The 25,871-nt window shown below is 35.0% G+C and carries 18 protein-coding genes; 11 read left to right on the top strand and 7 right to left on the bottom strand.

What is annotated here, in order from left to right; all coding sequences use genetic code 11:
- Nucleotides 1-35: 35 nt before the first annotated feature.
- From WC223_05070 to WC223_05020, 11 genes are all read left to right on the top strand, one after another.
- Nucleotides 36-695 (top strand): hypothetical protein, encoded by a 660-nt coding sequence (locus WC223_05070; GenBank protein ID MFA6923608.1) that lies wholly within the window; start codon nt 36-38, stop codon nt 693-695.
- Between the two features lie 6 nt (nt 696-701).
- Nucleotides 702-1,586, top strand: a complete 885-nt coding sequence (locus WC223_05065) for a peptidoglycan-binding domain-containing protein (GenBank protein MFA6923607.1) — start codon at nt 702-704, stop codon at nt 1,584-1,586.
- Nucleotides 1,583-2,062, top strand: a complete 480-nt coding sequence (locus WC223_05060) for an N-acetylmuramoyl-L-alanine amidase (protein ID MFA6923606.1) — start codon at nt 1,583-1,585, stop codon at nt 2,060-2,062. The genes WC223_05065 and WC223_05060 overlap by 4 nt, the downstream gene beginning before the upstream one ends.
- Nucleotides 2,062-2,724 carry a hypothetical protein gene (locus tag WC223_05055; protein ID MFA6923605.1) on the top strand — a complete coding sequence of 221 codons (663 nt, stop codon included), beginning with the start codon at nt 2,062-2,064 and terminating at the stop codon, nt 2,722-2,724. The genes WC223_05060 and WC223_05055 overlap by 1 nt, the downstream gene beginning before the upstream one ends.
- A 30-nt stretch (nt 2,725-2,754) precedes the next feature.
- The gene (locus WC223_05050) at nt 2,755-2,982 is read left to right on the top strand and encodes a hypothetical protein (GenBank protein ID MFA6923604.1); all 228 of its coding nucleotides are present in this window, start codon (nt 2,755-2,757) and stop codon (nt 2,980-2,982) included.
- 106 nt (nt 2,983-3,088) lie between these two features.
- Entirely contained in the window at nt 3,089-3,646 is a 558-nt protein-coding gene (locus WC223_05045; GenBank protein ID MFA6923603.1) for a hypothetical protein, read from the top strand.
- 130 nt (nt 3,647-3,776) lie between these two features.
- Complete coding sequence (locus WC223_05040; protein ID MFA6923602.1) at nt 3,777-4,814, top strand: site-specific DNA-methyltransferase; 1,038 nt, start codon at nt 3,777-3,779, stop codon at nt 4,812-4,814.
- Nucleotides 4,811-5,671 carry a DNA adenine methylase gene (locus WC223_05035; protein MFA6923601.1) on the top strand — a complete coding sequence of 287 codons (861 nt, stop codon included), beginning with the start codon at nt 4,811-4,813 and terminating at the stop codon, nt 5,669-5,671. The genes WC223_05040 and WC223_05035 overlap by 4 nt, the downstream gene beginning before the upstream one ends.
- A gap of 61 nt (nt 5,672-5,732) precedes the next feature.
- Nucleotides 5,733-7,868, top strand: a complete 2,136-nt coding sequence (locus WC223_05030; GenBank protein MFA6923600.1) for a hypothetical protein — start codon at nt 5,733-5,735, stop codon at nt 7,866-7,868.
- 16 nt (nt 7,869-7,884) lie between these two features.
- Nucleotides 7,885-8,454 carry a hypothetical protein gene (locus tag WC223_05025; GenBank protein ID MFA6923599.1) on the top strand — a complete coding sequence of 190 codons (570 nt, stop codon included), beginning with the start codon at nt 7,885-7,887 and terminating at the stop codon, nt 8,452-8,454.
- Nucleotides 8,455-8,641: 187 nt separating this feature from the next.
- Nucleotides 8,642-8,950: a hypothetical protein gene (locus WC223_05020; protein ID MFA6923598.1), complete on the top strand. Its 309-nt coding sequence runs from the start codon at nt 8,642-8,644 to the stop codon at nt 8,948-8,950.
- On the opposite strand, the gene WC223_05015 is transcribed toward WC223_05020, so the two are convergent.
- From WC223_05015 to WC223_04985, 7 genes are all read right to left on the bottom strand, one after another.
- Entirely contained in the window at nt 8,938-9,672 is a 735-nt protein-coding gene (locus tag WC223_05015; protein MFA6923597.1) for a hypothetical protein, read from the bottom strand. The two genes, WC223_05020 and WC223_05015, sit on opposite strands and share 13 nt — an antisense overlap.
- 157 nt (nt 9,673-9,829) lie before the next feature.
- Entirely contained in the window at nt 9,830-10,687 is an 858-nt protein-coding gene (locus WC223_05010) for a ParB/RepB/Spo0J family partition protein (protein ID MFA6923596.1), read from the bottom strand.
- Between the two features lie 217 nt (nt 10,688-10,904).
- Nucleotides 10,905-12,164, bottom strand: a complete 1,260-nt coding sequence (locus tag WC223_05005) for a hypothetical protein (GenBank protein ID MFA6923595.1) — start codon at nt 12,162-12,164, stop codon at nt 10,905-10,907.
- A gap of 466 nt (nt 12,165-12,630) precedes the next feature.
- Nucleotides 12,631-13,827 (bottom strand): T9SS type A sorting domain-containing protein, encoded by a 1,197-nt coding sequence (locus WC223_05000; GenBank protein ID MFA6923594.1) that lies wholly within the window; start codon nt 13,825-13,827, stop codon nt 12,631-12,633.
- 129 nt (nt 13,828-13,956) lie between these two features.
- The gene (locus WC223_04995; protein MFA6923593.1) at nt 13,957-14,982 is read right to left on the bottom strand and encodes a PorP/SprF family type IX secretion system membrane protein; all 1,026 of its coding nucleotides are present in this window, start codon (nt 14,980-14,982) and stop codon (nt 13,957-13,959) included.
- A gap of 8 nt (nt 14,983-14,990) precedes the next feature.
- Nucleotides 14,991-16,910, bottom strand: coding sequence for a gliding motility-associated C-terminal domain-containing protein (locus WC223_04990; protein MFA6923592.1), 1,920 nt, complete (start codon nt 16,908-16,910; stop codon nt 14,991-14,993).
- Nucleotides 16,911-17,024: 114 nt separating this feature from the next.
- Nucleotides 17,025-25,871, bottom strand: coding sequence for a S8 family serine peptidase (locus WC223_04985; GenBank protein ID MFA6923591.1), 8,847 nt, complete (start codon nt 25,869-25,871; stop codon nt 17,025-17,027).

The following is a 25,871-nucleotide window of genomic DNA, read 5'->3' as shown; positions in this document are numbered from 1 at the left end:
CCCTGCCCTAAGCCCTAAGCTATAAAAAACTTAATATGAAAACAGAAGAAAAAATATCACTGAAAGAAAAAATCATTTACGCATTTAGCGGTTTGATTTTATTTGGCGGTAGTTTTCTGCTGGGACGCAAGCTTGTTTTAAAGGCGGTTTCCAATCGTGAAGAAAATAAAACTTTTGACAGTGATTCTTCTGCCACTTATGCAAAGCAAATAAAAATGTCTTTTGAAAACGATGGTTGGCCTGGAACAGATGAACCTATGCTTAGAAGCGTATTACAGGAAATACCATCAAAAACGGATTTCAACAAAGTAGTGCAATCATACAAGCGTCTCTATAATCGTAATATGATGTCCGATATGAGCGATGAACTAAAAAGTTCAGAATACACAGAAATGCTCAACATCATCGCCTCAAAACCGGAACGTAAAGGACAATCTGTGAGCATGGAAGCAGAATACACCGCATGGGCGAAACGTCTTAAAGCTGCTTTTGATTATACCTATTTCGGATTACCTGGAACAGATGATGCTGCCGTCACATCCGTGTTTAGGGAAATACCCACACAATCCGCATTTGCAGAAGTAGGAAAAATATATAAAAAACTTTTTGGTAATGAACTTCTCGATGATTTGTATTCTGAATCCGAATTAGGCGAATATTCTTCTTTTATGAGCATTATCAAATCTAAACCTTAATATGATATGGAAACAAATAAAAGAAAAAAACTTATTTTAATTGGTCTCGGCACTGCTGCTGCCGGTGTCGCTACATTCTTCGGATGGAACTATGTTAAGAAATTTTTTAAGCCGAAAAATGAAATACCGGATTTCAATAACAATGAAAAAGATATTTTGCCTTCTTCCAATAGCATAATATCTCCGAAAAAAAATATTGTTATTCCTTCAAATAAAAACAGTCGCAATGATGACTTCCCACTAAAAAAAGGAAGCAAGGGAGCAAAAGTTAAAACACTACAAGAATATTTAATTTCTAAATACGGAAAAACTATTCTTCCGAAATACGGTGCCGATGGCGACTTCGGTGATGAGACAGTTTCTGCTCTTAAAAAAAGCGGTATTCCTGAAGTGATTGATGAGAGCACTTATAATGTTTTAGTGAGCGGAAATGCCATTGAGCCGAAGACATTAGCACAAACGCTTTATAATGCTGCTGTGAGCAAGAATATAAATCTTGTGTTGCAGTCATTAAAAAGCATGAAAACAACAAAAGATTATTCGGCAGTTAGCGAAACTTTTAAGGAATATCGCTTTGGCATGGTAAGGAAAACTCTCGTCAATGGAATGCTTGACAGTTTCACTTCTGAAAGTGATAAGCAAAAAATACGATTGGAATTTTCACGAATGGGATTAAAATATGATGGCAGCAAATGGTCGCTGTCAGGAATTCCGGGCAGGACTTTAATTACAATCTGCCCTGCAAGAATATGGAAAAGTGCTAAAGAGAGCATGAAGGTTTCTGAAAATACTGTTTTGGGAATTGAATTAGGACAGAAAGGAGAATATTCTGCATTTGAAAATAACGGACAATCATTTATTGTTAAATCTAATTCTGTAAATTATTTATGAGAACAATTAAAAACATTGTGGTGCATTGCACAGCAACGCCTACAGACGCAACAGTAACCGCAATCTGCCGTTACTGGAGAGAGCAACTCGGATGGAAAAATCCCGGTTACCATTACATAATACTTCGTGACGGAAGCATAGACCAGCTTCTTGATGAAGAACTCATCGCCAATGGCGTTGCAGGACATAATGCCGACAGCATTCATGTTGCTTATATCGGAGGCATTGATAAAGATGGAAAACCTATTGACAACCGCAGTGATATGCAAAGGCACACATTATTCGACATATTGGTTTGGCTTTGTGAAAAACATCAATCAGCTCATATTGTCGGTCATCGTGATTTTCCGGGTGTCAGCAAAGCATGTCCCTGCTTCGATGTGAGGGAGTGGCTGAGATATTATGTGCCTCCTGTAATTGAAAACATAAATAAAATTGAAGACGAAGACGAACCTGAATTATCTCCTGCTGCGTGATGACTTCAAAGATAAGAGCCATATTAAAAAGCTATGGGTATAAAATTTTTACCCGTCCTTACGAAATGAATATCGTAGGGATACGAAACATTAATACCATTGCTAACCGCTTTGATGATGAGATTCATGTTTTTTATAAAGTTAATACGCTCAAATGGGATTATTATGTTTTCAAAGCAACCACAGACCCCGGAACGTTCTGGCTTGAAAATCCGATGCAGCCACAAGGAACAGCTATTCTTGCACAGGGGCAATATATAAATGCTTATCAAATCGGATTGCATCGCGGTTTATATGAGGCATTGGTGCAGTGTGCTCCTGTTACAATTATCCGTGATTATGACAGGGATGCTTATCTCGATTTTTTCAATGATGACAAAGCAACAGGTGTTTTCGGAATAAACATACATCGTGCTTTGATTCATGGCTCTGCAAAGTATGTTGATAATTTTTCCGCCGGTTGTCAGGTGTTTGAAAACGGCGATGACTTTGCAAAGTTTATGCTGTTGTGCGGACATCACAGCATGCTTTACGGAAACAAATTCACTTACACTTTAATTGACTTCAGAGCTTTGCAGAGAACAACACGCAGGAAACTGATTGCTGGTGGTATGCTCGCTCTCGGCGCCAGTGTTGCAACATGGGCTTGGTTTAATGAATAATGAATAACGAATAATTAAAAAAACAATATTATGAAACCATTTGAAATAAAAAGAGCAAAAAGATTCGAAATAAAAAAATGCGGATTCTGCTCTAAAGAGTTTGTCTCTTTCAGAAAAAACAAAAAATACTGCTCTCATTCATGCAGACAGAAAAGCTATATCAGCAGATTGAAAAATAAAAAAATTGAAATCACTTTAAATCTTCAATGTCCGAAAAGCTGGCTCAGCAGATTCGTTTCGTGGCTGCTGAAAATATAAAAAGCTATGAGCTGTGAGCTTCGAGCAAAAAAAATATCTCAAAGCTAACGGCTCACAGCTCGAAGCTAACTGTAAACTTTAAACTATAAACTAAAAACTTTTTTTTATGACAGTAGAAATTCAAAATGCGGGAACGAGTTTAAAAATCATCACAGATGGTTCTGCCCGATATATAGTAAAACAAAAAATAGCTGAAATTTCAGTTATAAATGACAACATTCTTAAAATCGACATTGGCGAAGGAAGTTTGTATAATATTTTTATTACTTATTCCGATGTTACAGCTCCGCAAACTGCCAACGCAGCTGCTCTCAGAGATGCTGTTCATGCAATGCTGCAAACAAATCTCACGGGATTTGCATCCGAAGCAAATCAGCTCTCTGAAATAAGTCAACTCCAGGCAGTGCAGAATATCACTGAAGATATACTGCTGAACTTAACTCAGAATATTGATTTGCGTTTCAGCTTTCCTACAAGAGAAGACCAGACATTTCCTAATGTGGTTTATAAAGGATATGCTGCCGCAGGCGCTTTGCCTTCTTCTGCAGTATGGGCGATTCTTAAAGTTACCAATAATATGCTGACACTGTCGTACTGCTGGGCTGACGGAAATAAAAACTTTGACAATGTTTGGAATAACAGGGCAACACTGAATTATATATAGGGCAGGGGGCAGAGAGCGGGGAGCGGAGGGTTAATAAAGGAACAATTTAAAAACACTCTAAGCTCTTTACTCTACGCCCTAAGCTCCACGCTCTACGCTCTTTTTAAAATTCATTAAACAAAACAAAAAGTTGAAAAACATTCTTCCATATATAAACAAGGTAATCTGCGGTGATGTTATCACAATTTTAAAATCATTTCCGGATGATTCAATTGATTGCGTTATAACATCACCTCCATACTGGCAGTTGCGTGATTATGGCTGGAAAGGACAATGGGGATTAGAGAAAACTTATAAGGAATATCTCTCGCATTTGTTTTTGTTTATGGATGAAGTTTCCCGCATTTTAAAGCCATCGGGAACTGTATGGATTAATCTCGGTGATACTTATTTCGGCAGTGGCAACGGAAGCGGAAATTCTGTTTCAAAGCCATCTTTAAATAACAGAAAAGGTACTGCTAAAGATTTTATTCCGCTTATTGCTAATAACAATAAAGAAAATAAGCTCTTCAAAAAATCATTGTCGTTGGTTCCTCACAGATTTGCTGTTGGCTGTGCTGAACGTGGCTGGATTATACGCAATGATATTATATGGGCGAAACCAAATGCTTTGCCCGAAAGTGTTACAGACAGGTTTTCCAAAAAGTATGAGCATTTTTTCTTCCTTGTTAAAAACACAAATTATTATTTCAATCTTGATGCTGTGCGTGATGAGTATAAAGACAGTTCTTTCGCTCGTGTGAAATACAATATGCAATCTTATGGCGGTAACAGAAGCCATAATAAAATTCACGAAAAGGAATCTGCTGTTAAAAAAATAAAATTAAATCCTCTTGGAAAAAATCCGGGTGATGTAACTGATTTCTGGAGCATCTCAAACAAACAAAACAGGGATGAGCATTTTGCAACTTACAATTCCGAACTGATTACAAAACCAATTCTTGCAGGTTGTCCGGTTGGCGGTATTGTTTTAGATCCTTTTTGTGGCACAGGAACAACCTGTGTTCGTGCTATTGAACTTGGAAGAAATTTTATCGGCATTGATGGTAAAAAAGATTATTGCAGAATTGCAGAGAAAAATATTTATGATGCATTAAAAACTTCAAAAACCGATGTTGCTTCTTTGGTAAAAAAGCTCAGACAATTAAATTTTAGTAAAAACAAATGAAAACACCAATCACATATTACGGAGGCAAACAAACGCTTGTTAAATATTTGCTCGAACTTATTCCTCAGCATAAGATTTACTGCGAGCCATTCTTTGGCGGTGGTGCTTTATTCTTTGCAAAGCAACCTTCCGAAATCGAAGTCATCAATGATATTAACGGAGAGGTTATTAATTTCTTTCGTGTTGCTAAAACGAAATTCAGTGAACTTGAAAACGAAATCAAAGCTACACTGCACTCTCGTGAGTTGTTCAAGAAAGCCCGTGTTATTTATGAAAATCCCGATTTGTTTTCCGATGTGAAACGAGCATGGGCTTTCTGGACTCTCACAAATCAGGGATTTGCAGGAATGATTACTTCATGGGGATTTGGAAATTGTGATAATTCAAAGGAAAAATCTCTGTCTCATAAAAGAGAAAGTTTTACTAAAATTTATTCCGACAGGTTAAAGATGGTGCAGATTGAATGTAATGATGCATTGAAAGTTATTCAGCGCTGTGATGGCAGGGATACATTTTTTTATCTCGACCCTCCCTATTTTAATGCTGACATGGGGCATTACAAGGGTTATACAAAAGATGATTATAAAAACCTTCTTGCTCTGATTTCAAAACTCAAAGGAAAATTTTTACTGAGCAGTTATCCTTCCGAAATTCTGAAATCATATATACGCAGGTATAAATGGCATGTTCAGAAAATCAGCAAATCGGTCGCTGTTACAAAACATACGGACAAAGTAAAAACTGAACTCATGATTACCAATTACAATGTTAAAAACATAAATGCTTTCAAACCTGCTATTGATGTAGATATTAAAAAACTTGCTTTGAATCTGAAGAAACTGAATTTTAAAAAATGATGCATGAAATAAGAAGTAAGAAAAACTAACAACTGATAACCGACAACTAACAACTAAAATCATGATAACGCAGAAGAATTATTTTGAACACATAAAACGGCTGGGTTTTGAAAACCTGCCTGAAGAGCTTAAGAAAGCCCATCTTGTGCTGATGACAAAAACCGACATGGGTAATAAATGGAATGTATGCGACAAAAATAAAGAGTTGAAAGAACTTGCAAACATTGCTTTTCAGAAGCTCGAAGAGTTTATAAAATCTAAATTTAAAAATAAATCGCTTGAGGGTGTAACAAAACATCTGACTCCTGAAATAGCCGCTATTAAATTCATTACTCCATATATTGAAAAGGGCGATACATTGTCTTTACATCCAAAATTCAAGCAATCAGTAAATACAGATGATTATTCGGCTCATATTGAAGGAGAGAATGTCGTGGTTACTTCTATCTACGGAGAGAACATTCATGAGGTTTTTCCGCTAAATGACATTATTCATAAAATCGCTACACCATCTGAAAAGAAGTCAAATAAAAAGCTCAAAAAAAAGGACTGCATTGAAGTAAAGTTTTTCAGGTTGATGCTTTATTGGAATGGCAAGAATGTTACAAAGTCAATGTTATTGAAACAAATCGAAACCCTGCAATCGGATATTATCAATAAGCGTATTCGTAAGTCATCTCCTTTTGCTGAAGAAATTGTTTTCCTGCAACAAGGGTTGATTGACATTTACAATAACATGAAAATCCACTATGTGAAATTTCAACTTAAAGATGAAACTGTGCGAAAATTAAAAGAAGCAATTAAAAAATTTTATACTTATGATTATACTGATAGCGATAATTCTGATCCTGCTCAGGTTGCTCCTTTTGATTTGCAGGGTATTGAAAAAAATATTCAGACAGAAAATTCTCAGGAGCAATTGTCCGAAAAACAAAACGCCGATGGCAATATGATGAACAGCATGGATTTTGCTAAACTCAAATTTGAAACAATCGGATTAAAAGATAAATGGCTTTCACTGATTGGCGACCCTTGCCGTGGGTTTTCTGTTATGGTTTTCGGTTTACCAAAAACAGGCAAGTCATATTTATGTGTTGACTTCGCCGGTTATCTCGCCCGTAATCATGGTACTGTTTTGTATGTTGCAAGAGAAGAAAAACTTGATGCTACGTTACAGAAAAAACTTAACGATAAAGATGTTTCTCATCCTAATTTAATAGTTAGTGATTTCTTACCTGATGACATTTCAAAGTACGATTTTATTTTTATTGACTCTGTAAATAAATTAAAGCTATCGCCTTTGGATATTGAGAAGTTAAGGACTGATTATCCCGGAAAGACATTTATATTTGTCTTTCAGACCACGAAGGAAGGGCAGTTCAGAGGTACTAATGAATTTCAGCACGATATCGATGTTATTATCGAAGTGCCCGAAAAAGGAAAAGCCGTGCAGTATGGAAGATTTAATCAGGGTGGCAAAATGGATATTTTTGAAAACGTTGAAGAAGTAAATAAAAAAGAAAATGAAGAATTATCAGGAGTAAAAAATATGAAAACTAAAAAAGAGCCAAAGTATCCTTCATGGGTAACACCTGAACATTTATCAGAAAAAGACCATGATGATTTAAAAGAAGTTTTTGCCTTATATAAAAAAGGCGATTTAAACAAAGCATATAGCTTTGCTTCCACTCTTGATACTATTGTCAGAGATTTAATCCCTGCCGATATTTGGGTGGAATTTGGTGGAAAGCTAACTAAAGCGGGGGAAGAAGATTTAAAACAAATTAAGAAAAATAAAAAACAGGACACCCAAAATTCACTCTACACTGATACATATAAATACGAAGCAGAGAATCCGCATTTAATTATCAAAGGCACTCATGTGCTTGATAATTCAGGGAAAGAAAGAACCATCGTTGATGTGAGCGACAAAACTCTTTTACTTGATGGAGATAAGGATTGGGTAAATATTTCAAGCGTAAAATTTTCAAGAGGCGATAATTACGAAAACAGGTCGGATGAGTTGAATCCAAATTATCTCTTCAGCGGAAAATTTACCAATCTTTTAGTTGAAGCGTTAAGAGGTGATTTCGATTTAAAATACTTTATACGCAGAGAACTTGCCAATCGTGGTTTTGATGAAAACGGCAAATGGGTGGGGTTTGAGCAGGCAAAGAAAATTCATAATATAGAATAACTTAAAATCTTTTTGTATGAAAAAGCAGGATATAAAAACAGGAATGGTAATGCTTGTACAGGGCAAATCATTTTTGGCAAAGCTGATTGCTTTCTTTCAAAGAGCATTGGCTATTTATAATAAAAAAGATGCAAAATTAACTCACGCCGGAATTTTTCAATGGTTCACTTATAAGGGTGTTTATGATTTGTATGTTGTTGAATCTTTAAAGGACGGAATAAAAGCAACTCCTTTTGATAAATATATCAGCGAAGGAAGAATTCTTTATATCGGAACTTTTAAATTCGGTGTTTGGGACGATAAAAAAATGAATGATTTAATTGAACTGAATAACCAGTTTATTGATAAAACACATTACAATAAAGATGGTCTTCTCAGAGAAGCATTGCGATGCACTATTTTCCGAATCACCGGTATTGATATTTATTTGCCTGATGACGACATGCTTCAGGATTGGATGTGCGGACAGTTTGTTATGTTTGATTATCAAATTTTATATGGTGTCTTTTCGGAATGGCTCAAGGGTACTCCCATTGAAATATATGAAAGCGGTTTATTCGATTTTGAACTTTTTGAAAGAAACTAACTGGACAGTTATACTGGTACTATAACAAAAAAGCCATAACATTTTTGATGCTATGGCTTTCTTCATTAACCTTAAAAATTGTAACATTATGAGAAAACACATTATTATAACGAGCCGATAAATGTTTTATTGTATAAAATCTAAAAAAGATTTTATATTTGCACTCCTAAAAAAATCAATGTTTGATATGGATTTCCTCACTTTCATTAAGCAGAACTCAAAACAACCGGATAAGAATATTTTAAGTTTTATTGAGAAAATTAAAAAACTCGACAGTGTTCCTTCTTCTTCAGACCCTCGTTTGCTAGGGCGTTATCTTCATTTGAAACTAAATCACAAACAAACTTTAGGTTTTCAGAAATGTATGATGTTTTATAAGTCAGTGTGTAAGAATATTGAATTGCCAAAGGAATTACAAAGCGATGAGCTTGCTTTTCTTGATGCAATAAACCTTATCGTTGAACTGCAAAATAATAACCCTGATTATAAAGGATAAGATTGTTTCTTCAGATAATTTTCAATCACTTCTGATTTTATGTTTCCAAGTGGTGTTCCTTTATGTCCGTTGATATTCTTATTAAAACATTCTTTTAAGAATTGTTCTTTTTGCTCGCTTGTTCGGCTGTCATATTCATTTGGTATTTGGAAGTAATTTCCGGTTTCGGTTTTATTTTGATTCCCAAACAGTATATTCCAGTATCCCGGTTCGGGTAACATTTTTTGTAGCGTTTCTGATTTGTATGGAATTAAGAGTTTTATAATTTCTTCCTGTTCGGTATCTGCTATTTTGCTGAACCATTCTCCGTAGGTTTCGCTTTCCCATTGGTGCTTTCTGTATTTTTTTGTTTTTGCAAATTTCTTTAATCCTTTGTAAAATTCTTTAACAAGTTCCAATGGGTTTATAATTCTTTTTATTTGGGAAATATTTTTTTCGGATTTTTCTATTATGGTAATTTCGTATTCTTCTTTTTCTGTTTTACTGATGCGAAGTAACTTTATTTTATTTTCTTTTTCTAATTGGAATACAGCTTCTTTTGCTCCGTTGCAAATGGTTTCAAGCCATTTTATTAGTTCCGGTATTGGGTCATATTCTTCATTAAAAATAATCTCTGTTATTTGGTTTCCAACTTTTAATGTTAGTGTGATTAAACCAAATTCGCAATCTTTATAGTCAACTTTAACTTTCTGAATGCCCTTGCTGCTCGGTGTTTTCTTCATGTTTTTATGTTTTTTTGTTTGCTGGCTAAGGACAGCAATGTGTTCGACATATCAAAGCTAAGTGGGCTTTATTTTGGCTCGTGGTGCATAAAAGCAAAGAAGTTTCACTTTTTTTTAAAAGCGAAACTTCTATTGGTTTTGACTTCTGCCTTTAGCTTTATGCTTTTTTCTTTTCAATAAAATAATCTTCTGCAACTTTGATTGGCTTCTTTCCGTTTTCAAAGTAAACTAGCAGATTTGTAAGCACTTCTTCTCTTTGTTTTATTGCTTCTTTCTTTCCTGCGATTGTGTCGGCGATTTCTTCTGCCCATTTATAGAACTTTCCGAAGGACTGGCTTCTTACCTGTTTTGTTCCTACGTGTTTTGGTGTGGCTTTTTCTTTGCCCGATTCTTTCGCTTTGGTTATTGCATTTTCTACTTCCCTTGCTGCTTTTTCCGCATCGCCTTTTACTGCCTGCATTATTTGTACCACTGCGTTTGCACTTATTTTTCCTTCTTTTACGTGGTGGTGTACTTTCATTGTTGTTCGGTTCAGAAGAATTAGGTTCTCAATGTAGCCCCTTGCTTTTCCAGTTTTCTTTACGATGTCGGTTACTTTCCATCCGAAGTTTATTAGTCGCCTTATTACTTCCGATTGCTCAAGCATTGTTAGTGGTTTACCATCGTTGTAAATCATGAATTCCAATGTTCGTTCTTCTTCATTCAGTGGTTGCTTTTCGAGTATAAGCGGTATCCTTTCAATTTTTTTGCCTTTTACTAAAGCGAGCTTTATTGCCCGCATTCTGCGAAATCCGTCTTTCAATATTATTTTTCCATCTTTCTCATAACCTTTAAGCGGGTTACGGATTCCGTTCTCTACTATGGAAAGCATTAATTCTTCTATCTCTCCGTATTCGAGTCGGGGGTTTTTCTTTTCATCAACTATTATTGTTGATGGTGGCACCATCAAATAGGTTTCCTTTTGGAAATCCATTTGTTTTGGATTTGTTTCGGTTTTTTTTGCTTGTGTTTTCATTTTTATTGGGTTTGGTTTATACTCTGTATTTATTTGAAAATACGCTCTATTTGGGCGTTTTCAAACACATACGTCATACACTGTGCCACGAATGGCTCGTTTCGGAAGTATTATTGGTTATTTTGAGGAATACAGGGGGATTCGGATGTATTGTCAGCGAATGTCCGATAAATTTCAACGAGTTTGGGCTGGTTAATTAGAAGTTTTCAAATAAAGCTTATTTTTGCTCCATTGCATATTCTTCTGACATGGTTATTGCAACTACTTCAATTAAAATGGAAATACCAATTCCCGAATCTGGATTTTTAATTCCTAAATAATATGTCCCATTTGTATAAGCATCTATTTTGATATTTCCTGATTTTATATTTTTCCTTGTTCCTGATATTATGTATTTCCAATTTTCATCATTTTTAGCTTCAAAATTGTCAATGTTTTCTCGAGTCAGCAAGTATATGTCGCAATAGTCGCTTCCCGGTGGTTGCAATAAATTTTCAACAGCAATACTTGTTGCTTTCCCAGCAATAGCACCAACGCCACTTAATTTCATAACCAGATTTGATAATTCTCCAACTAATTTTGATTTTGTTTTTGCTTCTTCGATTAACTTAGAATCACGAGATGATGATATCCTGCAATACCATTCAACCGTATTTTTTGGCAACTTAACTGGAATAACTATTCTTGATTTGCCACCTTGAAACATAGCATTTCTTCCACTATTTATAAAATGGTCTTCTTGTTTAACTACTTCTACTGTTTTATATACTTTGGCTTTAAAAACATTTGTATTAAAATTTATAGATTCTGATTTTTCTGGTGTGCGTCTAATTTTCATAAATCCATTTCTATCAAAAGCATGATTTGTAGCAACTGTAATCCTATATATCGAACGTTCGCTTATTTTAAATTTCAAATCTTTTAATTCATTAAAAGCTTTGTTTGAAAATTTCACAGTTCCAGCCGGGTAGGTTGATACAACTATTGAATTTGTTCCATTTTTATTGCTCATTATTATATCAATTGAAATTTCGTCTCCTTTTTCAAATGCATAATAAAAGGTTGGGTAAGGATAGTCTTGGTTTGGATGATCTTGGTTCCATGCAACAACCGAAACAGTTCCTGCTATTGAAAAATTTAAATCAGCAACAGTTATAGAACTTTGCAAACTTTTGTCATTATTAGATTCTTCAACTGTGAGTTTTACAACTTTTTGTTTCCCACTTTCTATGGTTACTGCTTCTCCTTTATCAACAGTTTTATTATTAATTGTGCATTGAACCTGAATGTAATGTTCTCCTTGCGAAGCGAAGCATTTGAATGGTTTATTTGCCTCATTATTTCCTAACTCATTACCGTCCAATAGTACCTTGCCGGAATAGTTTGCAATTAATAAAATAGTTCCCTCATTATTTTTTTGTGACTTAACTGTAACAGTCAATACACACAGGAAAATAAATAATATAATTTTTTTCATTATTCTTAGTATTTTTTCAGATAAAAAACTTTGTTGAGAATCAATATTTTTTTTCAAAAATACAAAAATCAGCTTTTTTATCGAATTAACTTGAAATCTCAGCAAGTGCTTTGAACCGGTCTTATTTTGTTTTTATGAAACCAACAAAAAATTTTACCTTTCTTTTGTAGCAGTATCTATTTTTGCTCTTGTTGAAATATATTTTTGCTCCCATAGATTTCATTATTTTTAAATAATTGAAAAAACTTCTTTCGGAAATTTTTAATTTTTTTGCAATTTTTTTTGAATTGCCGGTTTTCTTTTTCCGAATATATTGGTCTATCAATTTAATTTTATCCCAATTCATAGCATGGTCAAATCTTTTGAAATTACCTGACAACAAGAAAAATTATTTTCTTTCATTTTCAATTTTTCAATTTATTTTCCATCCTATGCAAACGAAATTATATTCATCATTCCTTTTTATTCATTCTTTCAAAAACTTCCACACACAAACCTTTTTCTCGTTTATAATTTTTATAATATAAAATCCGGGTGGAAGATTGCTTATATCTATTTGCTGTTTATTATTTGCTGTTCGCTGTTTTGTTACTTCTTCGCCGTTTATGTTATAAATTGTAATTGTGCTTTCTTCTGATGTTTGCGGGGTTTCGATTGTCAACTTACTATTTGCAGGATTAGGAAAAATATTTATTCCTATATTATTATCATTTTTTTCATTTATACCAGTAGTAACGGTAACAATACACGTAGTCATATTAGTGCAACCATTCGCATCTATTCCTGTTACATAATACACCGTGTTTGTTGTTGGTGATACCGTGATACAAGAACCTGTTCCAACATTAGGATAACCCGAATAATATAAACTCCATGTATATGTGTCGGCTCCGCTTGCACATAAGGTTGCTGATTGCCCTTGTGTTATTGTCTCGCAGTTTGCAAATACTTGTGGTTTGGAATTTACTGTTACAACTGCTTGTGCAATATTAGTGCATCCGATTCCTGTTCCTGTTACATAATATGTAGTCGAAACTGTAGGGCAAACATTGATAGGGTTACTAATTGCACCTATACTCCATGTATATGTACTTCCTCCACTTGCTAATAAATCAATACACCATCCCTGACAAATTGTGTTTCCCGCAACAGTTATATTTGGCTTCGGATTAACATAAACAACTGACATGCCAGTGCCCCAGCATCCATATTTATTTGTGCCTGTTACACGATATGTTGTTGTTACAGTGGGACAAACAAATAGCGAAGTTGTTGTTTCGCCTGTATCCCAAGTATATTTTTCTACTCCTCCTGTATGTACGTTAACACATTCACCATTACAAATTGTTGCTCCTATTGCCCAAATTGCTGCTTGTTGATTAACAACTGCAACAACTGCTTGAGCCGTGCCAGTTAAAGAATTTTTATCAATTGCAGTAACTGTATATGTTGTAGTAACACTCGGAGAAACGGCAATTGCTGAAAAATTTTCGCCTGTGCTCCATGTATAGTAATAAGGTTGCGTACCACCGGAAACACTGGCTGTTAAAATTGCTGAATTCCCAATACAAATTGTGTCGGGGGTATTAGTACTAACAGTGAGTTGTGCGAAAGTACCAGCTGCTACTAAGAGCATTGTTAGTGTAAAAATTAGCTTTTTCATGATGTTTTGTTTTTAATGTTATATTCATAATGTCTTATCTAATTACAGTTACCGCTTCTATGCATCTTCCATTTCTTCCCATCTTTAACGAACCATTTCTGAAATTAATATACAATGTAAAAAAATAATTTACAAACAGGATATTGTTTTAACAGAATTATTTTTCTTTTCAAAAATGTATATTATACTAATTTCACCTCCTCCTTTGGCATTGCTCACAGTATTGAGCGGAGATACATTTATATCATAACTTAATCCTATCGAATAATTGTTCTTATATATTAGGCGTGCGTACAGAATTGCTGCATCATTTATCCTGTAGAATCCGCCAAGCGTAAGATTTGATGACACATTAACTCCGGTATATTTTGAGTCCATTCCTAATTTATATTTTATCATAAACCCTAAATCTGTTTCGTAAGCAGTTCCTTGTTTAAGAATAATAATTGAAGGAATTAATGTAGTATTTGATTTTTTTTGTTTAAATTCCATGTAGCTATGAATAGTTAATTTTGAATGTAATTTGTTATCACTATAAATAAAACATTGTTTCGGATTGTTTAAATGAAATCCGGCTATCCCTGAATTAAAATTAACATTGTCGTTTATTTTAGAAATCAAACACAATCCTGCTGACAAATCAAAATAATTGAAATTAGAGATATTATGTTTTTCACCCGATGGTAAGGATTTATTAAAAGTATTTCCATCATATTGATTATCCCAAGTTAAATTGCTGAAATCAATACTTCTTTGTGCTCCACCGTTTTGTATTGCGGCTGTTAAAGAATTATTCTTATTTAATGGCACCCGTGTTGCAATAGACAAATTAACTTCTGTTAAACCCATTTTAGAATCTCCTGCTTTATCATTAAAAAAAGACAACCCCATAAAAAGTTTATCTTTATATATAGAAGCATCAATTGAATTTGCAAATGTTTTAAAAGAGTTGTTGGCTACAGCAACCCATTGGCTTTTATAATTGCATGCAAAACGAAAATTACCATTGAATTGCCCTGTTAAAGCAGGGTTTAAAAAAAGCGGAGAAGAAAAATACTGCGAGAAATGAATATCCTGAGAATAACAATTAAACCCAAATAAAAAGCAACTACTTGTTAATAACAAATAAAATATTTTTTTTAAACATTCAATCATTGTTTTTGCTATCTTATTAATGAAATTGTTCCTTGTTTTTTAATTATCCTTTTTTCACCTGAAGAAGTTTCTGCACTTAAATAATATACAAATACAGCCATATCCATTTTTTTACCATTGAAAGTACCATCCCATCCCTGAGACAAGTCATGCGATTCAAAAACCTTTTGTCCCCAGCGGTTATAAACATAAAAATTAATATTTTCTACGCATTTACCACGAAGATAAAGTATGTCATTTTCTCTATCACCATTAGGAGAAAATGCAGAAGGAACATCAACATTGCAATAACAATTATCTTCTCTGAAATGAATGGAATCTGTAAACGAGCCGCAAATATTGGTTGCTCTTACAATATACAACCCCGTATCTCTGACTGTATAATAATTTAATTTCGAGCTATCCTGCCAAATATATGTGTAATCATTAATCGGCAATTGAATTGTAACTTCATCTCCGATACAAATTGCAGTATCTTTTCCTAAGTTAATTACAGGGCTTTGTAAATTTATGACATTTACAATAACAGAATCCATTGCTGTACATCCATTATTATCACTTCCTGTAACAAAATATGTTGTACTATTAGTTGGAGTTACAATAATTGAACTATTGTTAATTCCGTTGCTCCAAATATATGAATTGCATCCATCTGCTGATAACGCAGTAGATTGTCCTTTACATATACTTAAATTACCGTTACCATTGATATTGGGGGGTTGATTAACATTTATAACTACTTCTGTTGTATTTGAGCAGCCATCTGTATTTGTTCCCGTTACTGTATATGTTGTGTTTGCTGTTGGCGACACTGTTATATTTTCCGCACTCTGACCGCCGTTCCACGTATATAAAACCCCTCCACTTGCCGTAAGCACTACACTTTCACCAGTACATATATTATTTTTACTACTGCTCACTGCTAACTGCCAACTGTCAACTTTTATCACCACCGTATCCGTTGTAACGCTTGTATATATTGTATCTATTGCCGCGCCTGTAAAAACAGTATCTGCAAACGAAACTGTAAGCGTATAAGTTGTATTTACACTTGGCATTGCCTTTGGGGTTGCTATATTCGGATTGCCAAGCCCCACTATCGGAGACCACTGGTATTTACAAAAACTCAAACCATGAGAACCAAGCTGAACACTGTCTTTTAACATTCCGCATACTGCCGTATCCCGCCCTGCTTCTGCGGTTATATCATATACCGATACATCATCCAAATAATAATAAGCAGATTCAAAAAGCCATGCACTTGGGTTTATACATAACGTATCAGACAAACTATCTGTATTAAAATTACCTATTGTTATATATTGCTCTCCACCTTGTGCCTTATATATTCCACTTATTTTTGTCCAATTTATTGTGTCGGCTATTATTTTCCCTTTTATGTTTTGTATTTGGGTGGGTAAAGGGAAATACTTATAATCTGAATTTTTATGTATTAATGTATCCGAAATATGTGCACCCATTGAACTTATTGCATAACCTGACTTATCTGCTAAACTTATATAGAAGTTAATGTAATAGTTGTTATTTATTTTTAGCAAATCTATAAATTGTGTTTCTATATATTCTCTTGCATCTTTATCTATATTTGTTTTTGATTTTGCATGAGCAACACCATGAAATCCAATATAAGCTTTTCCTGTTTTTGGTATTTGGTAGCCGCATATTGCATTGGGGGTACTGAAAGCCCCCCCCAATCCACCAGAACAATTCCCATTATAATATTCTGCAGGAGATGAAATTGTTACAGGTGCAATCCAATGTTTAGCAAATTCTACTTGTCCTTGTGCATAAGGACATTTTATAGAATCTTCAAAACTATAATTATTAATGAGATTATATAGCTGGTCTTGTGCTTTTAATAAAGCCGTAAAAATAATTAGCAATATTAATAATATTATTTTTTTCATTTGTCATCCAAACCTCACTGAATGGGTTTTAAAATAAAGACCATAAAAATATGAAAAAGGTTGCATCCTTTTACAAATTAACGCAACCTTTTCCAAACTTCCAACTCAAAATCTTCATTTGATTATTACAAGTTTATCTACTTTTACAACATTGTTATCAACAATAATTTTATAAGTATAAATTCCTCCCTGCAAACTATTGATAGATATTTGCATTGAATTAAGATTGCTGTTAATTTTATATGAAGCTACTTTATTCCCAATAATATCATATAGTTCAAAACTACCGGTTTGTTTTTCATTCAAGTTATATTCAACAAATAGCTTGTCATTTGCGGGGTTCGGGTAAACATTAAATGGCTTGCTTATATTATTTTCATAAATACTTGAACTTTCTCCGTTCCCTTTTTCATTTTTCCCATTTCCTCTACTTCTTTCATTATTCATAACAACTGGCTTTTCACATTCGTTCATAAATACACTGCTACTATCAAGTAATTTGAGCATAGCCCTTGCTTCACTTACCGCATTACCGTATTTATAAGGACATTGCATTGCAACTTCAGTTAAATCGCTTATCTGCTGTGGTGTCAATTTAATGTTATTTACTGCAAAAGTTTCAAGATAAATGCTATTTACTTTTTTATATGTTTCATCAACCAAAGTTGTCGGAACAATGCTATTATTAAGCATAAGGAGGTTATTAATCACCTGTTGCTTATTGCTTGCTGTTGTATCCGAAAGCTCTTTATAAAAGCCATGTATATTATCCACCGAAGTAGTGCTTAAGCTGTCATATACTTTTTGGTATTGTGCATCGTTGTTCAATGAATTCTTGTTTTTATCAAGCTTTGAATATAAGTATGCCATATTGAGCCATTTGTTTTCTTCGGGATTGACGGTATATTTGAATTTATTATAAGCAATTATTTTTTCTATGCTATCTCGTTTTTCTATACTATCGTTTTCCGAGTCCCTGATTCCTCTCGTATTGCCGCTTACACTATTGTTGCTTGGATTCTTTCCTGTCATAAGCGCATACCAACAGACACCCTCACCTATAGGTGTATTACTATGAAAATCATTAATTGCAATTGGTATTCCTATTCCCTTATAAGTATTAACAGTAGGAACTAAAGGAGGATTGAGCCCATTGTTATTTCTCACAAATAAAGGAGTTTGTGAACCATCAGATTCGGTTGCACGTGTATGAGCTCCATCAGGTAGCGGCGGCATGTATCCTTCCCATTGATTGTCGGAGGGAGCATCGGGAGTTTGTGAACCTTGCTGTCCCATACCCGGGTTCCAGTTTAAATTAAAACCAACAAGATAATTATCCATTGTATTACATAATGCTTGTGTTCCCGGGCAATTGCCTCCAAACCACAAACCAAATCCCACATCATTAACGTTATTACATGTAACTCTTGCTCCCGCACTATATTCTACTTCTATGCCGTTTATCCAATATTTCCATAAATCGGGTCCATGTACAGCGTTAAATCGTATTATTATATTTGCACAATTATGAGCAATTATACCTCCATATCTGCCAACAGCAGGCGCTTGCGAAGAACTGTATATTTCTATAGTATTTGCTTCGATACTTGAATATGGAGCAGCAAAATTGTCTATTGATATTCCTTTGTTCACGCTGGCGCCTATTATTCTATTGTAGTTTATATTTGCTTTTCCGGCACTATATACAGCCATTACCTGTATTCCTGTTCCACCGTTTTTTGGGCTTTGGTCTATATTGTTATTAGTAACATTTACAGTGTAGGGATAATTATAAGCAGCATTAAAATATATTGCTGTATTGTCAAAGTTACTAATCGTATTGTTGTCTATATTCAAAAGTTTCTGATAAGATGTTAAATTTTCAAAAAAACTTGTAAAATATATTCCATAACCTGTTCCGCTTATATGACTGTTTATTATATCAATTTTCTGCGGTATCTTGCTAATTTTAGCGCCAGTACCTCCATTGTTAGTTATTGTAATGTTATCAATTTTAACATCGGCATCAGACATATAAACTGAGTTTACAAAATTACCATTGAATACATCATCGTATAAAATTATTTGAATTAAATCATTACCTAAATATGTTCCGTGATAAGTATTTATATATGCACCATAATAGGAAAAATTACCATATCCTCCTGGCAACAATGCTCCTGCAGTTATTGTATTACCGGAAAACCTTTTATTGATATCTAAATAACCAGTAGAACCAGAGCCATCGGGCATATTCCCAATATATAATGAAATGTAATTGTTATTAAAATCTGATGACGTAATGTTGTAATTACCCCCATATTCAATTCTTACAGAATAGTTAGCATCTGAAACAATACAATTAACCATTTCGATTTTTGCAGTACTGTTTGTTACGTATATTCCATCCCACATTAATCTGCAAACAGGACTTGCTTGAACTACACAACTATTCAGAGTTAGTGTGTATCCCGCATTCACATGTATTGATGTGCCCGCAGCCATATTAAATGTACAGTTTGTGAAAGTAATATTTCTGTTAATAGTAAGGTTGCCTTCCACTCCGATATTCTGCCCAAATGGATTTACTGTTGGCCATAAATTTGTATCAGCTGCATTTTGTCCCGTGTATGAAACTGTTTTATCCATTCCCGGCATATTGTTATATCCCACTGTATAATGTTGAACAAATTGGCCGCCGATACTATCAGTTATTGTGCAGGTATATACCCCATGACATAGATTGTTTGCATCTTTGGTTGTCAGATATCCAAATTCTCCTACTGATATATCCCATAAATAGCTGAACGGAGGTGTTCCACATGTTAATGCTACTGTTTGAATTATTGAGCCATTACAGGAATGACAGGTTTCGTTAGTAATTGTGTCTGTAACATTAAGTATTACGGTAACAACTGCCGATACAATATTTGTACAACCGCCGGCATTTGTTCCGGTTACATAATATGTTGTGGTTGCAAGAGGTTTTACGATTTTTTGATTTCCTGTTCCTAAGCCATTGCTCCATATATATGTATTTGCTCCGTTAGCAGTTAATACAACCGAATCACCCGGACAAATTGTTGAACTCGGAGGATTTAAAGTTACAACATAATTATTTATTGGTCTTAGTTCTATATCATCAATATAATAATCATAAGCGTAACCATTGAAATTATCAACTTGCAATAATGAAAATGTGATTGGACCAACAAAGTTCAATGGACAGTTCCACACAAAACTACTTTGATATAAACTATCACTGGAACCCTGAGTATTTCCAGTACACCCGGAGTGAATTGGTTCTCCCTGCGGTATGAAGTTCATCGAATCTCTTCTGCCACCAGCATCTGTCATTCTAACTCGTAAGTGCATATCACCTGTAAACGTTATACAATTTGAAGCACCACCTCTTGTGAAGAAACCTATGAAATATTGATTGTTGGGAGTTATGTTTATATTATTTTGTTCCCAAAGTCTCCAAGGTAATCTTAGTTCATTTTGTGGCCAACAAAATGCTGTATCCACAGGAACCCCAAAAGGACCATCTTCATATAAAGCATTTCCTTTTGTTAAAGAAATATAGTTAATCATATAAGTACCATGACCATCTTTATTATTAGTATAACAATGCTGATCTGCAACAAATTCCCCATGGCCGCACCGTCCTGGATAATCATTAAAATTACCATTACCCAGTAATGTTCCGCAGCAATTCACTACATTAAAATTAGCTCCATTACCCAAAATTGTTGCATTTGCTCCGCTTCCATCAGTCACACTTTGTATGGAAATAGTGCTATTTGTCAAATCAGGAATTACATCTGCATAAAAAGGTCTTGCTGATGTATTTAAAATTTGTCCATTACTTAGTGTAACTTGATATGGAGTAGCTCCGTGAATATCCAATAATACTTTTTGTGGTGTGTAGGCACAAGTGGTTTGTGATGATTGCCAAATTATTTTTGCCGATGGTACCGCATTGTTTATACATGTCAAAGCATTATGTGCGTCCACTCTTCCGGCACCCAAAGCACCATTAAATCCTGGATTTTGTGCATCAATGTTAATGCAACCATTTTTCAAACAGGTTTCTATCGAATTTACATCGTAGTTTGGTTTTAAAACCCTCATTAAACCACATATTCCTGCAACAAGCGGGCAGGAACATGATGTGCCTGCAACATAAGTATAGGAACTTGTATTATTTGGGTTTGAAGCGGTAGTTCGTATTGCATAGCCACCGGGTGCCATAACATCAATAGCATTTCCGAAATTTGTAAAAACTGTTCTGTGGTCAAGCGAATCTGTTGAGCCAACAGTAATTACATGCTCGCATTCTGCAGGATAAACATGCAAGGTGCCTCCTATGGTCGGGCAGAATTGACTATATTGACATCCCTCATTTCCCGCTGCTGCTACACAAACTATATTTCTGTTATATGCCTCATTTATTAATTGCTGTAGAGTATAAAAATTACCATTAACATTAACTGAATTATCAGCATAGAATCCCCACGACATACTTATTACATCAACTTTTGGATGTGTAGTGTTTAAAACAGCATAAGCTAACCCGTTATATACCCACGTTGCATCCATCATAGAAGAACGATTGAGTAAAAGGCTATCGTCTCTTTGAACTTTTATAGGTAATATTTGCAATCTTGGATTTCCGACATTATTATGTGAAATGGATGCAATGCCAATACTATTATTAGTCAGAGCACCAACCATACCTGCACAACCTGTTCCATGTTGTGTTTGGTGATTTAAAGGAGGGTTAACGTTATTATCATTATCTGCAAAATCCCAACCTTGTAAAAATACTCCCTGTAAATCTTCATGCGTTGTAAAAAATTCATTATCAATAATTGCTATTACAGCATGATTGTTATTTCCGGAAATATCATTCCATGCATTTGTTGCATTAATAGTATTCAGATACCACTGGTGTCCGTTCACATACTCGGGGTCATCCTGAAATAGCTTCACCATAGGGCATTTTTCAGCATATTCAATATAAAATAGATTTTTCAAATCCGCAATAGCATTATCTATTAAGCCAATGTTTGCTATTTGCATTTTATATATTTTATCCAGCTCGGATGAAACGGCTCTGTATTCAGTAAATGCCTGACCAAAAGAAGTTATCGAATATTTCTGGTTCAGAATTTGAAAATCGGGGTCATCAATACTTACAGAACTTTTAAGTTCTTTTATTTTGAAATATATTTTCCCATCAACAAAATTTGGATTTAATAATATTACTATTGTGCTTGCAGTTGCTGTACAGCCATTGGCATCTGTTCCTGTTACACAATAAGTAGTATTTACAGTAGGACAAACAGTTATCGGATTATCTGTTCCCAATCCGTAATTCCATGTATATATGCTTGCTCCGCTTGCTGTGAGAGTTGCACATGAACCTATATATATTATTGCATTATTAACAGTAATAGTTGGCAATGAATTTACTGTTACAACTGCCTGTGCGATGTTTGTACATCCATTCCCATCAGTTCCCGTTACAGAATATGTTATTGTTGCTGTAGGATTTACAGTTATTGAACTTCCAGTTGCCGAATTATTCCAAATATATGTGTTGCCTCCGCTTGCTGTTATGTTTGCAATTGTTCCCTCGCATATTGTTGCTCCGCTTGCTGTTATGTTTGGTAACGTGTTCACTGTTACAACCACCTGTGCAATGCTTGTACATCCACTACTGTTTATTCCAATTACACTATATGTTGATGTAGTTGTCGGATTTATCGTTATTGAGCTTTCTGTTTCAGTATTACTCCAAGTATATGTATCGGCTCCACTTGCGGTTAAACTTGCTGTTGCTCCATTGCATATTGTTGCTGTTGGTGGATTTATAGCTAAAGTATTTGTACAATAGCTTCCAATTGTCCATCGGGATAAAGAATTTACTGCTGTTTTTTCCACATAATTATTTATGTAATCAATAGAAGTGGGAGTTTCTGTAGACCATGTGCTTCCTGTGTTTGTTGAACGATAAAGGTTAAATGCAGCTTCCTGCGAGCCGTTAAGTTCATTGTCGAAATAGGATAAGCGTAATGTTGCATTAAGCCCTTGATCTGTTGTTGGGGTTATATCAAAGTATCTTTTAATTGAAGAATTGATTGGTAAGGTTTGTACTTTATGTCCTCTCTTTATTACTGTAGAGCCGGGTGCTGTTCCATCTGTTATTATTTTAATTCCCATGCCGGCAATGTTGTCGTAAGTAGTATTTGCCAAAAGTGTTTTCGTGAAAGTAATATAGCCGTCATCTGTTGCATCATATATTCTTCTGTCATTGGTTTCGTTACTTATTGCTCCGTAAGTTGTTTCTAATGTTATGTGATTCCCGTTCAGGTTTAGATTTCCGTTGGTCATTATTAATCTCGAATTACAACCCGTGCCTGAGCCCTTTATTGTTATTGAATTTGTTAGTGTTACTCCTGCTGTATTATCCAATTCAAGACGTTCAAATTGTCCGCCGTTTATATTTTGGTTTGTGGTTCCGTTGAGTAATATTTTTCCTGTTCCGCATCCCAAATCATAACAAAGTCCGCTGTTTGATACATCTCCCTTGCAATTTATAATATAATTAGCCGTTTCAAAATTTTCACTCGTTCCATTGGTAAAAGTGCCGTTAACTGTTATATTGCCTCCTGCTGTGCTTGTACCTCCGCCGCTTATTGTTAAATTGTTGTATGTCCCTGCAACAACTGTCTGCTTACTGCCAGTGTAAGCGTAATTTATTGTGCCTCCCCATGTTTTGCCTGTGGGTATTGGTGTGGCATCAGCGTATGAGTATGTTACAATTGTTCCATTATTATTTATTGTTGATAATGTTCCCAACAATTTATAGGAGCCGAAAGAACCCATGCTCAAAGTACCTCCGGCAGTTGTTGTTAGAGTGCCATTTACTGTTAAATTACCACCGGCAGTATTAGTGCCGCTTGTATTATCGAGTTGTAAATTATAATATGTTCCGGTAGGAATTGTTTGTCCTCCTGAAAGTATTGCAAATTCAAATGTTCCTGTATAGCCGCCGGTAGTCCAGTTTTTTCCTGAAGGAAATGGCGTTGAAGATGTGTTTGAAGTTTTTAATATGCCGTTATGGTATGCGTATAAATTAATGGAAAGTGTATATGTGCCCATATCTAAAGTTCCACCGGTAGTGGTAGTCCACGCATTGCTTACTGTAAGGTTGCTTCCTGCTGTGTTAGTTCCGCTTGTATTGTCAAGTTTTAAATTATAATATGTTCCTGAAACAATTGTTTGTCCTCCTGTTTGAGTTGCATATTCTATTGTTCCGCTCCATGTTTTTCCTGATGGGATTGGCGTTGAACTTGTATTGTATGTTTTTATAGTTCCGTTATTTGCCATAAATGTATTTGATAAGCTACCTCCAAGTGTATATGTCGCCATATCCAAAGTACCGCCTGCCTGAGTTGTTACACTGTAGTTCACTATAAGATTGCCTGTGGCTGTATTTGCATTACTTGTATTATCGAGTTGCAGGTTATAATATGTTCCGGCAGGAATATACTGTCCTCCTGTGCTTGCAGCAAATTCAACTGTTCCATTGTTCGCTGACCAGTTAATTCCTGCGGGGAGTGGTGGGTTTTGTGTGCAGTATGTTTTAATTGTGCCGCTGAATGTTACAGTTGATAAATTTCCATCAAGCTTATATGTGCTTAAATTAAATGTGTTGCATGTAAGAGTTCCGTTAACTGTTATATCGCCTCCGGCAGTGTTTGTGCCGGTATTCATTGTTAAGTTATTATAAGTTCCTGCAACTATTGTTTGTCCTCCCATAAAACGGTCGTAATTTATTGTACCTCCCCATGTTTTGCCTGAGGGTATTGGTGTTGCATCATTATACACACTCGTTGTAATTGTTCCGCTGTTATTTATTGTTGTTAATGTGCCTTGTAATTTATAACTGCTCATGCTTAATGTTCCGTTGGCAGGTACTGTCAGAGTGCCATTTACTGTTAAAATTCCGCCTGCGGTATTAGTTCCGCTTGTATTATCAAGTTGTAAATTATTGTATGTTCCTGCAACTATTGTTTGGGAGCCGGAAGCAGAAGCATATTCTACTGTTCCGCCCCATGTTTTTCCTGTTGGTATTGGGGAATAGTATCCTGTTGTGTACGATGTTTTTATTGTTCCATCATTTGTTATTGTTGATAATGTACCTGACAAAACATAACTTGAAGTTAAATTCAGGACACTTCCTGATGAAACTGATAAAGTTCCGTTTACTGTTAAATTTCCTATTGCTGAAATATTTCCTGTGCCTGATATTGTGAGATTATTGAATGTATAACTGGCAATGGTTTGTGTGCCCGAACCGCTAAAATTTACTGTTCCTGTTGATGCTGTGAGTGTTCCACCTGAGCCAAGGTTTCCTCCGATGGTTAATGTTCCTGCTCCTGTGAATGTGAGATTTACTCCAGATGGTCCACCTGTGAATGAAATATCACCTGAACAATTAATAGTACCAGTAGAAACTGTTAGTGAACTTGTGGCAAGAGAACCTCCATGTATTGCAATGCTTCCTGCATTAAGTGTTCCTGCATTTACAGCGATTAGTGATGTTTTAAATGACGATGGGGCAGTGATACTAATAGCATCGGTAACTGTTAATGTATAAGAATCGCTGATTGTAATTCCATTTGCTGAACCTGCACTATTCGCATTTATTGTTATGGAGTTACATTCAGCAGCAGCATCCACAGTAACGGTAATTCCGCTGTTAACAACAACATCATCGGAAGACGTTGGAACTGACGAGCCGCCCCATGTGGTTGTCGAACTCCAGTTGCCTGTTACTGATGCCGTTCTTGTTGCTGCTAATGCTGTTGAGAAAATATTAAATAAAATCAGTGTAAAAACGATTACGGCTGTAGTGGCATGTTTTAATGTATTTGCAGGTGTTTTCAT

The organism is Bacteroidales bacterium, from assembly GCA_041671145.1.
In the GTDB taxonomy this organism is placed as follows: domain Bacteria; phylum Bacteroidota; class Bacteroidia; order Bacteroidales; family JAHJDW01; genus JAQUPB01.
Note: the sequence above shows the minus strand (reverse complement) of the source record. Positions and strands in the feature narration are given on the sequence as shown.